14 protein-coding genes are annotated in these 14,630 nt (G+C 57.7%); 11 read left to right on the forward strand and 3 right to left on the reverse strand.

The annotated features are described in order from the left end of the window. Positions 1 to 15: 15 nt before the first annotated feature. Entirely contained in the window at positions 16 to 1,530 is a 1,515-nt protein-coding gene (gene betC / locus ACA072_RS00125; protein WP_497622299.1) for a choline-sulfatase, read from the reverse strand. A gap of 114 nt (positions 1,531 to 1,644) precedes the next feature. On the opposite strand from betC, the gene ACA072_RS00130 reads away from it, so the two are divergent. Next, a complete protein-coding gene (locus tag ACA072_RS00130) occupies positions 1,645 to 2,595 on the forward strand; it encodes a choline sulfate utilization transcriptional regulator (RefSeq protein WP_497622301.1) in 951 nt (316 codons plus the stop codon). Here the strand turns inward: ACA072_RS00130 and ACA072_RS00135 are convergent. Next, positions 2,582 to 3,259: an NAD(P)-dependent oxidoreductase gene (locus ACA072_RS00135; RefSeq protein ID WP_497622303.1), complete on the reverse strand. Its 678-nt coding sequence runs from the start codon at positions 3,257 to 3,259 to the stop codon at positions 2,582 to 2,584. The genes ACA072_RS00130 and ACA072_RS00135 overlap by 14 nt on opposite strands. 77 nt (positions 3,260 to 3,336) lie before the next feature. Here ACA072_RS00135 and ACA072_RS00140 point away from each other — a divergent pair, with 77 nt between their 5' ends. Next, the gene (locus ACA072_RS00140) at positions 3,337 to 3,663 is read left to right on the forward strand and encodes a DOPA 4,5-dioxygenase family protein (RefSeq protein WP_497622305.1); all 327 of its coding nucleotides are present in this window, start codon (positions 3,337 to 3,339) and stop codon (positions 3,661 to 3,663) included. Here the strand turns inward: ACA072_RS00140 and ACA072_RS00145 are convergent, their stop codons facing one another. Further along, on the reverse strand, positions 3,664 to 4,065 hold the full coding sequence (locus tag ACA072_RS00145; RefSeq protein ID WP_497622307.1) for a GFA family protein: 402 nt from the start codon (positions 4,063 to 4,065) through the stop codon (positions 3,664 to 3,666). 406 nt (positions 4,066 to 4,471) lie between these two features. Between ACA072_RS00145 and ACA072_RS00150 the strand changes: the two genes are divergently transcribed. The 9 genes from ACA072_RS00150 to ACA072_RS00190 all read left to right on the forward strand — a co-directional run bounded on the left by ACA072_RS00150 (position 4,472) and on the right by ACA072_RS00190 (position 14,591). Then, positions 4,472 to 5,779, forward strand: coding sequence for a CitMHS family transporter (locus tag ACA072_RS00150; protein ID WP_497306722.1), 1,308 nt, complete (start codon positions 4,472 to 4,474; stop codon positions 5,777 to 5,779). A gap of 85 nt (positions 5,780 to 5,864) precedes the next feature. Next, positions 5,865 to 6,632: a TerC family protein gene (locus tag ACA072_RS00155; RefSeq protein WP_497622309.1), complete on the forward strand. Its 768-nt coding sequence runs from the start codon at positions 5,865 to 5,867 to the stop codon at positions 6,630 to 6,632. Between the two features lie 252 nt (positions 6,633 to 6,884). Next, positions 6,885 to 7,388, forward strand: a complete 504-nt coding sequence (locus ACA072_RS00160) for a PAAR domain-containing protein (protein WP_497622311.1) — start codon at positions 6,885 to 6,887, stop codon at positions 7,386 to 7,388. A 19-nt stretch (positions 7,389 to 7,407) separates the two neighbouring features. After that, the gene (locus tag ACA072_RS00165) at positions 7,408 to 8,565 is read left to right on the forward strand and encodes a DUF2515 family protein (protein ID WP_497622313.1); all 1,158 of its coding nucleotides are present in this window, start codon (positions 7,408 to 7,410) and stop codon (positions 8,563 to 8,565) included. Then, a complete protein-coding gene (locus tag ACA072_RS00170; RefSeq protein ID WP_497622315.1) occupies positions 8,565 to 9,194 on the forward strand; it encodes a hypothetical protein in 630 nt (209 codons plus the stop codon). Before ACA072_RS00165 ends, ACA072_RS00170 begins: the two co-directional genes overlap by 1 nt. Continuing rightward, positions 9,191 to 9,850, forward strand: a complete 660-nt coding sequence (locus ACA072_RS00175; RefSeq protein WP_497622317.1) for a hypothetical protein — start codon at positions 9,191 to 9,193, stop codon at positions 9,848 to 9,850. Before ACA072_RS00170 ends, ACA072_RS00175 begins: the two co-directional genes overlap by 4 nt. A 278-nt stretch (positions 9,851 to 10,128) precedes the next feature. Then, on the forward strand, positions 10,129 to 11,787 hold the full coding sequence (locus ACA072_RS00180) for a Na/Pi cotransporter family protein (RefSeq protein ID WP_497449589.1): 1,659 nt from the start codon (positions 10,129 to 10,131) through the stop codon (positions 11,785 to 11,787). A 167-nt stretch (positions 11,788 to 11,954) separates the two neighbouring features. Then, positions 11,955 to 13,343, forward strand: coding sequence for a M16 family metallopeptidase (locus ACA072_RS00185; RefSeq protein WP_497622319.1), 1,389 nt, complete (start codon positions 11,955 to 11,957; stop codon positions 13,341 to 13,343). 219 nt (positions 13,344 to 13,562) lie between these two features. Then, positions 13,563 to 14,591, forward strand: a complete 1,029-nt coding sequence (locus ACA072_RS00190; protein ID WP_497622321.1) for a DUF5924 family protein — start codon at positions 13,563 to 13,565, stop codon at positions 14,589 to 14,591. Positions 14,592 to 14,630 lie beyond the last annotated feature (39 nt).

The following is a 14,630-nucleotide window of genomic DNA, read 5'->3' on the forward strand; positions in this document are numbered from 1 at the left end:
GACTTCCCCTTAAGATTATTGGTTTTGGCAGGGTTGTGGATAACGTGCTTTGCGTTCCAGATCGTCGAGGTCGATGTGATTGCGCATGTACTGCTGACTGGCGTCCACCAGCGGCTGGTGATCCCAGCTCTTCAGCTTGCCGATGGTCAGCGCCTCGGCGACAAAACGCCGACGACGCTGGCTCGCGAGCACCTCTTGGTGTATCGCCGGTATGTCCCATTTGGCCCGGGCTTCAGCCAGAAATTCCTCGAACAATGGCCGATGTTGAGGCGATTGGCTGAGTTCTTCCTGCTCGCGCGGATCATTGTGTACATCGAAGAGTAGGCAAGGGTCGTCTTCGCTGTAGATGAATTTGTAGGCGCCGCGGCGGATCATCATCAAAGGACTGATGGTGCCTTCGGCCATGTATTCACCGAAGACTTCGTCGTGACCGCCCTGCCCTTGCAGGTGCGAGACCAGCGAGCGACCGTCCAGCGGCAGGCCCGGCTCCAATGAGCCGCCGGCCAATTCAACGAAGGTTGGCAGCAGGTCAGCGGTGGAAACGGCAGCACTGACCCGGCCAGCACCAAATTGCCCCGGCGCGCTGATCAACAACGGTACGCGTGCAGCCATTTCGAACCAGTGCATTTTGTACCAGAGGCCACGCTCGCCGAGCATGTCGCCGTGGTCGCCGGAGAAGACGATGATGGTGTCGTCGATCAGCCCGGTATCTTCGAGTGTTTGCAGGAGTTTGCCGACGTTGCTGTCGATATAGCTGCACGCTCCAAAATACGCGCGACGCGCATCGCGAATCTTATCCACAGGCAGTGGCTTGTCCCACAGGTCATACACCTTGAGCAAACGCTGGGAGTGCGGATCGAGTTCGGCCTGTGCCGGTGTTGTAGGCAACGGGATGTCGGCATCGTCGTACATGTCCCAGAAAGTCTTGGGAATGGTGTACGGGTCGTGTGGGTGAGTCATCGAAACGGTCAGGCAGAACGGCTGTTCGCCATCCTCGCGAATGTGATCGAACAGGTACTGCTGGGCCTTGAACACCACCTCTTCGTCGAAATCCAGCTGATTGGTGCGCACGCATGGCCCGGCCTGCAGCACCGAGGACATGTTGTGGAACCAGGTCGGGCGTACATCTGGCTCATCCCAGTTCACTGACCAGCCGTAATCGGCCGGGTAGATGTCGCTGGTCAGGCGTTCTTCATAGCCGTGGAGCTGATCCGGACCACAGAAATGCATCTTGCCCGACAGCGCGGTGCGGTAGCCGAGTCGACGCAGGTAGTGGGCATAAGTCGGTACATCGGCTGGGAAATCGGCCGCATTGTCGTAGGCGCCGATCTTGCTCGGCAACTGACCGCTGACCAGGGTGAAACGCGACGGCGCGCACAGTGGGCTGTTGCAATAAGCGGCGTCGAACACCACGCCTTCGGCGGCGAGGCGGCTCAGATTAGGCAGTTTGATGGGCGAAGGACCGTAGAACGGCAACATTGGCGCGGCCATCTGATCGGCCATGATGAAAAGAATATTCTTGCGCTTCATGTGATCGCGGCATTCCATAGTGAATATTTATGCGAGAGTGCTGCGATCGAGCATGGAGTCCATGCACTTTGTGGTAAAGCCCAGCCACGGCAATGACTAGGATAAGCCCCGCTTATGTATGACGCCCTTGGAAACCTGTCGCTGGATCTACTGCGAGCATTTGAAGCGGCGGCGCGTCATCGCAGCTTTACCGCGGCGGCGGTTGAACTCGGCACTACCCAACCCGCCGTCAGCCAGCAGATAAAACGGCTGGAAGAACAGCTCGCGGCACGGCTGTTTGATCGCATCTACCGTGGCATCGAATTGACGGAAGCCGGGACCATTCTTTTTGAACAAGTTCAGCTCGGTTTGCAGAATATCGATGCGGGATTGAGCGCAATCAGCGCACAGCATCAACATGAAGTGTTGCAGGTAGCCACGGATTTCGCCTTCGCCGCGTATTGGCTGATGCCACGACTGCACCGCTTTCATAAAGCCAATCCCCAAGTCGACGTCAGCCTGGTCACCAGCGAGCGCAATCACAACATGTTGCGCACCGATATCGACGTGGCGGTGCTGTTTGGAGATGGCCGCTTTAAACAGGGTGAAAGCCACTGGCTGTTCAGCGAAGAGGTGTTTCCGGTGTGCAGCCCGTTGTTGTTGAAGGACCGTCCCCTGCCCTTGCCGGCCCAGTCATTGCTGGAATTCCCTCTGCTGCACCTGCGCGGTGAAAACAGCAGTAACTGGTTCGACTGGAGCGGCGTGTTTCGCGAGTTGGGGATTACGTCGGCACCGGCCCCCGGGCAATTGCGCTTCGACAATTACACGTTGCTGATTCAAGCAGCGATCGGCGGCCAAGGCGTGGCCATTGGCTGGCGGCACCTTGTGGATAACTTACTGGCGCAGGGTTTGTTATGCCGACCGATTGCGGACACGGTGATTTCCAGGCTCGGCTATTACGTGGTTCTGCCCCAACGCAAACGGCGCGGGGCATTGATCCAGCAGTTTGTCGATTGGTTGATGGCTGAGCAGGCCACCAGCGCCCAATCCCTGAGTGGTTTGCCGCTGCCGTCTATCGCGGTGTAGGGTCGGTCGAAACGAAGTTCACGTGCTCACGTACGTGAAGATTAAGCTGCAGCTCATCGGCAATCCCCACCGCCACGCGGTTCAACCGTCCAAGCGGTTCGGCCAGGCCTGGCTCAAGGCTGCTGCTGATATGGCTGAAATGTTCGATCGTCAGCCCCGGTACGCCGCGAGGCGCATTCACCAAGGTCCAGTGCAAGGCACTGCTTTGCAGCGCATCCAGGATTTCCTCGGCGGCATGCCGCTGAAGGTGATCCAGCACTTCAACCTCTGTTTCGTCGAGTTCGTCGAAATTCCCTACCAGGAACAGTCGTGCAATGCCCGCCGCCTGCATGCCCTCGATCAGCGCATCCACCGCCAGCACCTGCTCGACCGGGCCTGGCACGATGGTTTTTTCCACATGTTCGCTGTTGAACGGCAGCCCCGGTGCGTCCAGCAGGCAAATCACCGCCGAACTGCCCGCTACGCTTTGCTTGACCCGTTCGGCCTCGAACAGATCGCCGGCCTTGGTGCGCAAACCCGGGCGCGGTGGGAGCGCCGTCAGGTCGTCCAGAATCGCGATCACTTCATGTTGGCGCCGCAGCATTTCAGCCATCAGCGCACTGCCCAGGCTACTCATGGCACCATAAAGCACCACCTTCACCACCGGGGTTTCGGCATTTTTCATGCTGGGATTCCTTGTTCTATATGGCGTGTGACCTGTAGGAATCGGTGAGGGTTCGACTGGGTTTTTGAGGGAATCAGATGCAACAGATCAAGGGTTACCACGCTCATGTCTATTTCGACGCCAGCAACATTGATCAGGCGCGAGCGCTGTGTGAGCAAGCGGCGCAAGTGTTCCCGCTGAAAATGGGCCGCGTGCACGAACGCCCGGTGGGGCCGCACCCGGACTGGAGTTGCCAATTGGCGTTCGGGCCGGAGCTGATCGGTGACGTGCTGCCGTGGCTGGCGCTCAACCGCAAGGGTTTGGTGGTGTTCCTGCACCCGGACACCGGCGATGATTTGCTGGACCACACCGAGCACGCTATCTGGATGGGTGCGGTCCGGCCGCTGGATCTGTCTATTTTTTGATCAGAGGTTTTCTTCGGCTTCACTCGGCAAGTGCTCGTCCAGGTGCAGCCAGGGTAAACGGCTGTCAGTCCAGATATGCCGCTCGGCCGGGGCCTGCTCCGGGTAATCGAGGGTGGCGATGGTCACGTCGATGCTTGCGGGGCTGAGGTGCGTGGTCAGCGCCAGTTGTGCCCCACAAGTCGGGCAGAAATAGCGCACGCAGGTGGTTGAAGATTCGTACTGCGCCGGCGTTCCTTTCAGCCATTTAAAGGCCGATGCGGGCACGGTGATCCAGGTCGTCACGATCCCGCCGCTGACCCGTCGGCAGATCGAGCAGTGGCAGTGGGCGATGTCGTGCAACGGCCCGCTGAATTGATAGCGCAGGTGTCCGCAGTGGCAGCCGCCGGTGTGAATGTCGATCATGACCTTACCTCCTGATGCGTATTTACTGACGCCTTCGCGAGCAAGCCCGCTCCCACAGCAGAACGCATTTCAATGTGGGAGCGGGCTTGCTCGCGAAGAATTCAACCCGATCCACCTCCCTTCCCCAGTCCGACGACCGGTCGCCCATCCGGTCAATGCTTTCACCAGCGAAAGCTGGCTGAAAGCTTCCCCGATTAGGATCGCCCCCACTGCCGGCAAAAGACCGGTCGGCCAATGCCAGTGTTTTATCGCTCGCACAGCCCATTTAACAACAACAATGGTGACCCTGATGTCCTCTGCTACCCGCCGCTTCGCTGCAACTCCGCCCGTACGCCTCGTGCTTCCCGTTCTGCGCTGACCCACCGGTTCGCCCATTCCCTAGCCGCGCTACGCCTGGAGTATTCCCATGCTGACTTTCCTTGGCTTCGCCATGGTCATCACGTTCATGTTCCTGATCATGACCAAGCGCCTGTCCGCGCTGATCGCCCTGATCATCATTCCAATCGTCTTCGCCCTGTTCGGTGGTTTTGCGCCGAAGATCGGCCCGATGATGCTCGAAGGCATCACCAAGCTGGCGCCGACCGGCGTGATGTTGATGTTTGCCATTCTGTATTTCGCCTTGATGATCGACTCCGGCCTGTTCGACCCGGCCGTGCGCAAGATCCTCAAACTGGTCAAGGGCGACCCGCTGAAAGTTTCGGTCGGCACCGCCGTACTGGCGCTCGTCGTTTCCCTCGATGGTGACGGCGCGACCACTTATATGATCTGCGTGGCCGCCATGCTGCCGCTCTACAGCCGCATCGGCATGAGCCCGCGGATCATGGCCGGCCTGATCATCCTCGCGGGTGGCGTGATGAACATGACCCCGTGGGGCGGCCCGACGGCCCGTGCGGCCAGTGCGCTGCACGTGGATCCGTCCGACATTTTCGTACCAATGATTCCGGCGATGGCTGCCGGGGTCGTGGCAATCCTCTTGATTGCCTACTTCTACGGCAAACGTGAACGTGCGCGTCTGGGTGAATTGCACCTGGTGGGCGATGAAGTCGACCACAGCGAAATCAGCGTCTCGCAGTTCCCGGATGCCCGTCGTCCAAAACTGATCTGGTTCAACGGCGCCCTGACCCTGGGCCTGATGTGCACCCTGATTGCCGGACTGTTGCCGCTGCCGGTGCTGTTCATGGTGGCGTTCAGTATTGCCATGATCGTCAACTATCCTTGCCTGCAACAGCAGAAGGATCGCGTCGCGGCTCACGCCGGCAGCGTGCTGGCGGTGGTCGGTTTGATCTTCGCGGCGGGCATCTTCACCGGTATCCTGTCGGGCACCGGCATGGTCGATGCCATGTCGAAAAGCCTGTTGGCGGTGATCCCTGATTTCCTCGGCCCGTACCTGGCCGTCATCACTGCGCTGGTGAGCATGCCGTTCACGTTCTTCATGTCGAACGACGCATTTTATTACGGCGTGTTACCAGTACTTGCCGAAGCAGCCAGTCATTACGGTATAACCGCGGTTGAAATGGCACGTGCCTCGATCGTCGGTCAGCCCGTCCACCTGTTGAGCCCGCTGGTACCATCGACCTACTTGTTGGTGGCCCTGGCCGGTATCGATTTTGGTGACCATCAGCGCTTTACCCTGAAATGGGCAGTGTTGGTGTGCATGTGCATACTGGTTGCAGCATTGCTGATGGGGATCTTTCCGCTGTTCAGCACTCTATAAGCCCAAGACTCACCACAACGGGTCCAGGCTTCGCTGTTTGAAGTCCGGGCCCGTTCTGGTTTAACACTCGCTCAAAGGAATACACATGGAATGGCTGACCAACCCTGAAATCTGGGTTGCCTTCTTTACCCTGACCGCCCTGGAAATCGTCCTGGGTATCGATAACATCATCATGATTTCGATCCTGGTCAGCCGCATGCCCAAGCACATGCAGCAGCGCACCCGGATCTTCGGCCTGGCGCTGGCCATGGTCACGCGGATCCTGTTGCTGCTGTCGATCACCTGGGTCATGCGCCTTACCAACGACTTGTTCGAAATGTTCGGCCAAGGCATTTCCGGGCGAGACCTGATCCTGTTCTTCGGTGGCCTGTTCCTGTTGTGGAAGAGCTCGCAAGAGATGTACCACGCGCTGGAAGGTGAAGACGAAACCAATGAGGAGCCAGGTGGCAAGGGCGGCAACTTCCTCTACACCATCATCCAGATCGCGATCATCGACATCGTGTTCTCGCTGGACTCGGTGATTACCGCTGTCGGCATGGTCTCCCACGTACCGGTCATGGTCGCGGCGATCATCGTTGCGGTGCTGGTGATGATGCTGGCTTCCGGCACCATCAGTGCGTTCATCGACAAGCACCCGTCGCTGAAAATGCTGGCGCTGTCGTTCCTGCTGATCGTCGGTACCGTGCTGATTGCTGAATCCTTCGACGTTCACGTGCCAAAAGGCTACGTCTACTTCGCCATGGCGTTCTCGCTGGCGGTGGAAGCGATCAACATCAAGATGCGCACCGCGATTGCGAAAAAACGCAAACAGCAAGATCCGGTGAAACTGCGCAAGGACATTCCGGGGCAATAACCCGAGTCTGCGCATAAACCTGTGGGAGCGGGCTTGCTCGCGAAGACGGAGTGTCAGTCGACATCAATGTTGCCTGATACACCGCTTTCGCGAGCAAGCCCGCTCCCACTTTTTTTGCTCTGTGATTAGCCTGGCGGATCGCGGTTATTCACCACTCGATTGCGAATTCTTCACGAAGGTTTGTTCAAAGGTTGACGCACCGAGCTCTGGTGGTTAGCGTCCCCCGCTCGCTTCAAACGACAAAGCCAAGGAATGCATATGTCTGGAAAACCGGCTGCACGTCTCACGGACCCGACCACCTGTCCCCTTCCCGGCCACGGCACCAACCCGATTGCCAGCGGGTCTCCCGATGTGTTTTTCAACGGCCTTGCGGCCGCTCGGGTCAGCGACACATGCACCTGCGGTCAGGTCTTGAACGGCGGATTCTCTTCAACCGTGTTCATCAACGGTCTGAACGCCATGACGCTTGATAGCACCACCAGCCATGGCGGTGTGGTAATTGGCGGCTCCGGTGACGTCATCATCGGCAGCTCTCATACCCCCACGCCATTCATTCCGCCCCTGCCGATCATTGGTCAGCCCTTGGTCGAATTCAAAGCTGTCAGCGCCGGCGATGGCGAGCCGATTGCCCAGCAGGACTACGAAATCGAAACCGCCGAAGGCCGCATCGTCAAAGGCCAGACCAACGCTGAGGGCATGACCCAAAGCGTCGCTACCCTACAGCCCGACCTCGCCGTAGTCCGCTGGACTGTCTGACGCCTCAAGGAAGAATGAAATGACCGGACAATGCATCGCGCCAGACGACCTGGACATGAAAAAACTCTGGGACAGCACCTGCGAACTCCCCGCCTGCAAGCGCGAAACCACCAAGGGCGGCCCCAACCCGAAAACCCGCGTCGAAGTGCCGTTGCTGACCTGTAACTGCCTGTGGCGCAGGTTTCAGAAAGAAGCCGAAGAATGGGTCGCACCGGGCGGCGTGTTGATTGCCGACCCGCAAGCTCGTAACCGCAAGATCAACGCAGCCTATGCACAGTTGTGGCTGGCGGATAACCGGTTTCAGTGGGCGGGGTTGGCGGCGTTTGCTTCGAAGCAGGTGGGGTGTGGGTTGTTGCATGCCGCTACGTTGGAGCAACGAATTGAAGCCGAAAAAAAGGCTTACCGGACGCTCAAAGATAGCCAGCCCAAGGATTTGTATGAACGTATGGTGGTCAACAAATGGCGTTCGGACCCTGAGCTTTGGAAAAAATGGAACCAGGCAAAGCAGCAGAATTCGGTCCCCCTTACGAGTGACCCACTCTCTGGTGATGCAATTGCATTGCTCCAAGAAGAATTGAAATACGTTCACCAAATGCTGGCGCTTGGAAACACTGCTCTGTTCTTGGATGTTTACCCACTGCACCGTTTTTTTATGGTGCGTGGATTTAAAGAAATGGAGAAGTGTTTACCTGACCGCAGCAGCCTGCGTAGTGAAGTGCTCTGGCCTATTGCGGATAAAGTTGACTTTGGTACTGCCCGTTTGGAGATTTTCGAAACTTTCGCCTCTATTGATAAGGGCGATGTTAGCGGCAGCGTCAGAGTGATGGCTCGTCATGAGCAGTTAAATATCCTTCAACCTGCAATGTATGACGTAGAACATTTCGCGCTATTAATGCGAGGGACTCAAGCGGGTGACGTGGTGTCGGTTGTTACTGGTTTGTTTTCGGGGCTGCCGGAGGAAATACAGTTAACTCTTGCTAGTCAATGTAAAGTTCCAGATGGTCGGAAAGTCGCTTTTAGCCGTAACCCCATCGCGGATTTAGCGGACAAGGATCAGCGAATGGAGTTCGTATTACGAGCGGCAACACAATTTGACACCTTGTTAAAAAATCCAACTGCCCATGCTCAACTAAAGACATCTATTTCGGAAATTGCTAGCGGCGGAGGAGTAAAGTGATGCGTAAGCTGGTTTGGAGCCTTCTGACTCTAATATCCATATTCTTGATTATTTATGTCGTTCGCGATTTGAAAGCCGTAGATACGATTTCCGTTCGTGTAGGAAAACCCTATGAAGATGTAGTGCGAGACTCAACGTTTCCAGTAAAAGCTAAAACTGCAATATATCCAAGTGAGCCGCCTGAAGTAGACTCGACGTGGATCAGCAGTCCAGTGGTTGTCCATTTTGATGACCCGCAGCACGGCTTCACCTTACCGCAAACTAAGTTTGGCGCGGTGGGTTACAGTAAGGAAAAAGTATCGACTCTTACCACTTCTCCGATGTTAGAAGCTTTACCCTACGATCAGTTAACGCCCTTAATTATCCAGTTGCAGGAGATGTTAAAAAGTTCTGGATGGGTCCCGCGGGATAATGAACACCACGCGTGGTTGGGGTTAAGTGACGAGGTCGAGAGAAATGCTTTGCAGAACCTGTTATTCGACCAAGTTGTTGTTGTGATGCTTCTGGTCCCGCACAAATATGGTCTTGCGCTAAACGTCAAATGCTACGCTCGCTGTGATGAGCGCGACCCGAAAACAGCGAAGTATCTTATTGATGTCAGTGTCGGTTCGGATTACTCCAGCGAATGAAGAGTCGCTCCAGAAGGCGGCGTCGTTTTTTGCAAAGGGCAGCATTTTTTATGCTGTTCATTTGTCTGACTTCCTTTCACTACCCAGTTGATTTTTTGAACGTTTATATCGGGAAGTCATACAGAGAAGTCGCACGAGACTCGACATTCCCTGTTCATGGCAACACGGCAATTTATCCTGGGGATCCTAACGACGTTAAAGATCCACCTCATCCAAGTTCAACCTGGATCAGCAGCCCTGTTGTAATCCGGTTTGATGATCCCGAGCATGGCTTCACCTTGCCACCAACCAAATTTGGTGCAGTGACGTACAACAAGAGCAAAGTTGCAACCCTTACCACATCTCCAATGCTAGAGACTTTAGCATTTGAGGAGCTCATGCCCCTTCTAGAAAAAATGCAGAGCATGTTGAAAGAAGCAGGTTGGACACCGCGAGACACCAGTGATCATGCTTGGCTGGTAACAACAAATGAAACTGAAAGAAATTCGCTTCAAAGTAAATTGTTCGATCAGGTTGTTATTGTGATGCTCCTTATACCTCACAAGTACAGTCTTGCGCTTAACGTCAAATGCTACGCCCGCTGTGATGAGCGTGACCCGAAAACGGCGAAGTATCTGATCGATGTCAGTGTAGGTTCGGATTACTACAGCGAATGAAGAGTCGCTTCAGACGAGGCTGCTGCGCAGCCCAGCGGGAGCAAGCTCCCTCGCCACAGGGTTAGGTTCGCGCACTTTTTCAATTGAGGGACTGAGACCTTCGGGCCCCTTCTTCTGCATGAACCTGTTTTCATGACAGTTTTGTTTCAATCACTTCTTTAGCTATGCGATGCTGGCGCCCAGACCGTTAGCCAACTACAGCTTAAGTACAGAACGTAGAACGTCGCGCGGCACCGTCAATTTGCCCCTTTGGGGCGCTACCACCACAGGGGGCCTGCATGCTCACCCTGCTCAATTTGTTATCTGCCGTGGCCTTGTTGATCTGGGGCACGCACATCGTCCGAACCGGCATCCTGCGGGTCTACGGTTCCAATCTGCGCCATGTGATCGGCCAGAACATGTCCAAGCGCTGGCTGGCGTTCATTGCGGGGATCGTCGTCACCGCGATGGTCCAGAGCAGCAACGCCACCGCCATGCTTGTCACCTCTTTCGTCGGTCAGGGCCTGATGGCGTTGACTCCCGCTCTCGCGACCATGCTCGGCGCGGATGTCGGGACCGCGCTGATGGCGCGGGTGCTGACGCTCGATTTGTCTTGGCTGTCGCCGCTGCTGATCTTTCTCGGGGTGATTTTCTTCCTGTCCCGCAAGCAGACCCGACTGGGCCAGATGGGCCGCGTCAGCATCGGCCTCGGGCTGATCATTCTGGCGCTGCAACTGATCGTCGAGTCCGCCGCGCCGATTACCCAGGCGCAGGGCGTGAAGGTGATTTTCGCCTCACTGACCGGGGACATCCTGCTCGACGCCCTGGTCGGCGCGCTGTTCGCGATGATTTCCTACTCCAGCCTGGCCGCCGTCCTGCTGACCGCGACCCTGGCTGGCGCTGGCGTGATCAGTCTGCCGGTGGCCATCGGCCTGGTGATCGGTGCCAACATCGGCAGCGGCGTCCTCGCTTTCCTCAGCACCAGCATGCAAAACGCCGCCGGGCGCCAAGTGGCGCTTGGCAGCCTGCTGTACAAACTGATCGGCCTGCTGCTGATCATTCCGGTGCTGGACCCGTTGGTGCACTGGATCGACAGCCTCGACTTCAGCCCTCAGGAAATGGTCATCGGCTTCCACCTGCTCTACAACACCGCACGCTGCCTGATCCTGTTGCCCAGCGTTGGCCCGATGGCCAGGCTCTGCGCGTGGCTGCTGCCGGAGCGGCCGGAGCTCAACGGCATGGCGAAACCCCGACACCTTGACCTGACAGCGCTGGTCACCCCCAGCCTGGCACTGGCCAACGCCGTGCGAGAAACCCTGCGCATGGGCGACCTGATCGACAACATGCTCGAAGCGATGCTCGACGTGCTGCGCGGCAAACAATCCGCCATCACCCAGGAAATGCGCAAGCTGACCGATGATGTCGAAGCGCTTTACAGCGCGATCAAGCTCTACCTGGCGCAAATGCCCCGGGAAGACCTGAGCGATCAAGACAGTCGGCGCTGGGCGGAAATCATCGAATTGGCGATCAACCTCAAGCTCGCCAGTGACCTGATCGAACGCATGCTGCGAAAGGTGCAGCAGCAGAAAACCTCGCAGCGCCGGTCTTTTTCCGAGGTGGGCCTGGAAGAATTGGCCGGGTTGCACAGCCAGTTGATCTCCAACCTGCGTCTCGGGTTGTCGGTATTTCTCAGTGCCGACAAGGAAAGTGCCCGGCAGTTACTGCGTGAGAAACGTCGCTTTCGCGCACAGGAACGCCGCCTGGCCCATGCTCACGTCAGCCGGTTGCAACGTAAGATCGTGCAGAGTATCGAGACCAGTTCACTGCACCTGGAGTTGATCGCCGACATGAAGCGCTTGAATTCGCTGTTCTGCAGCAGCGCTTATGTGGTGTTGGAAACGTCGGACACCGGTGCACTGGCGGTCGACGATATGGCTGACATCACGCATTCGCCTTGAACGTCTGGCGGTGGGGTCAGTCAGTAAGATGTATTCAGCTTCAAGGCCGTCTTCGCGAGCAAGCCCGCTCCCACAGTGGAATGCGTTTCAAATGTGGGAGCGGGCTTGCTCGCGAAGGCGGCATGACTGACGACATGGATCTCCGATTGGTTGCCTGGAAGCTTGCTATGCGTTGTCTGCTGTTCGCCTGTCTTTTACTTGGCTCATTCCCTTCCTTTGCCCTGGATCGCTTCCAGGTCGAGGGCTATACGCTGCCCAACGGTCTGCAGTTGCTGCTCAAGCCGGGCACCGAGCGCGGGCATGTGGCGATTCGCCTGGTGGTCGGCGTGGGGCTGGATGATTTCAGCTGCGCCGACAAGGAACTGCCGCATCTGCTCGAACACTTATTGTTCAGCGGCATCGACGCCACCGGCGAAGGCGGCCTCGAAGAGCGCATGCAGGCCTTGGGCGGTGAGTGGAATGCGTTCACCAGCAATGCGGACACCACGTTCGTCATCGAAGCCCCGGCGAAAAACCAGCGCAAGGTGCTCGACCTGCTGTTGGCGCTGCTGACCCAGACCCGAATCGACGACAACGCCATCAACGCCGCCAAACAAGTGGTCGAGCGCGAAGACGGTGGCCATTACTCGCATTTGCAGCGTTGGCTGGATCGTCAGGACCTGGGCCACACCGCGAGCAATCAGCTGGCGGTGGAACTGGGCCTGAAATGCCCTGAGCGGGCCGAGGTCGATGACCTGACCCGCGAACAACTGGAGACCGTGCGAAAGGCTTGGTATGCGCCCAACAACATGACGCTGATCGTGGTCGGCGAGCTCGACAAGTTGTTGCCGGCGTATCTGGAGCGTTCGTATGGCGCGCTTGAAGCGGTCGACCCGACCGATCACCTGCCCTTGCCGGAAATCCAGGCCAGTGCGGCTCACGAGCGAACCCTAAGCGACGGCTTTGTCGGCGGGGGTGCCAAGGTGCACTGGCTGGTGCCGGAACCGGTGCTGCAGGATCAGCACGACGAAACCTTCGATCTGCTCAAGGACTATCTGGACTGGGCGCTCTATCGCCAACTCCGGCTGTCCCATGGTTTGTCCTATGGCCCTTCGGCCGAGCGCGAAGTGTTTGGCGGCGTGGGCTTCATGAGCCTGAACGCTGACCTCGAGCGCGACGACGTGGCAGAAGCCGAACAGGTGCTGGATGAGTTGAAGGCCAGTTTGCTCAAGGACGGTCTCGACGCAGGCACTTTCAACCGCCTCAAACAGGCCGCCATTGCCCGCCAGGCCTGGGCCGTGCAAGGCAACAGCGCACTGGCCGATTACTACTGGAGCGCGCTTGGGGACTACCAGGACGGGCGCTTCGCCGACCCGGCCAGGGAACTGCAAGGCGTGACCCTGGCGGAAGCGAACAAGGCCATGCGTGAGTTGCTCGTGCAACCGGGGTATGTGCGGATCGAGAAGCCGTTGATGAGTTATGACCAGTTGATGTGGGTGATGGCCGGGGTGTTTGGTCTTGTGGTGTTGATGCTGCTGGGCTGGCGCTTGCACCGAAGAGCGCCACCACCCGTGTAGCAGCTGGCGTAGCCTGCGTTCGGCTGCGCAGCAGTCGTCAATCCGTTTTGCTACATGTACCTGATACACCGCGGTGAATGGTTTGACGACTGCTGCGCAGCCGAACGCAGGCTACGCCAGCTGCTACAGGGTTTTATGATCGGATTGCGGACCTCGCCACACCGCTCCACGGGCGGTACTCTGTCGAGGATTTTCCCCACGACTATTGTGAACCGCCGAATGCCTACTCTGACCCTGTACGTCCAGCGCATCCTGGAATTGATGAAGCGCTATCCAGGGGTCATTGCGCTCGGTGGTTTTATCTCCGGGGTCGGCAGCTTCATGCTGGTGGATCGGCAACAGGGCCTGGCGACCTGGATCACCATCATCATGGTGCTCAGCTGGATCTGGCTGATGCTGGAAAACAGCCTCACCAAGCTGTTCACCAGGCTCTTCAAGCGCGAAATCCCCCAGCCTTTGCTGCGTTACGCCACGCAGATGATCCACCAGGAAAGCCTGTTCTTCGTCCTGCCGTTCTTTTTCATCACCACGACCTGGAACAGCGGCCAGTTGTTCTTCACCGGGTTGCTGAGCATGGCGGCGCTGATTTCCATCATCGACCCGCTCTACTACAAATGGCTGGCGCCTCGGCGCTGGGCGTTCCTGGCGTTGCACACGTTGACGCTGTTCGCCGCGCTATTGACCGCCCTGCCCGTCATTTTGCACCTGACCACTGCACAGAGTTTCAAACTGGCGCTGGGCACCGCTGTGGTGTTGTCGTTCCCGAGCCTGGCGTCGATCTTCCCGATCCGCACGGTGCGCAACGCGCTGGCGATCCTGAGTATCACCGTGGGTATCGGTGGCCTCGGCTGGGTGCTGCGTTCGTGGGTGCCGCCGGCGACCCTGTGGATGACCGATGTGGCGATCAGCACCCAAATGCAGGACCGCACCCCCGGTGCCAGTCTCGAAGAAGTCAGCGCCGAGCAGATCCGTGGCGGCGGCTTGTACGCCTTCACCGCGATCAACGCCCCGCGCGGCCTGGGCGAGCGGATTTATCACGTCTGGCAGTTCAACGGCAAAGAGGTTGATCGCATCCCGCTGGACATCCACGGCGGGCGCAAGGAAGGCTACCGCGCCTGGACCCACAAGCAGAACTTCCCCGGCAACCCTGCGGGTAAGTGGCAGGTTCGGGTGCTGACCGAAGACGGGCAACTGATCGGTGTGCTGCGCTTCAAGATCACGGACAGCACACCGATCAAAGAAAAGTAATCCGGTTCGTGCTATTACGTAGTTCTGCGTAAATAGCCG

It is taken from the genome of Pseudomonas sp. LBUM1656 (assembly GCF_059716065.1).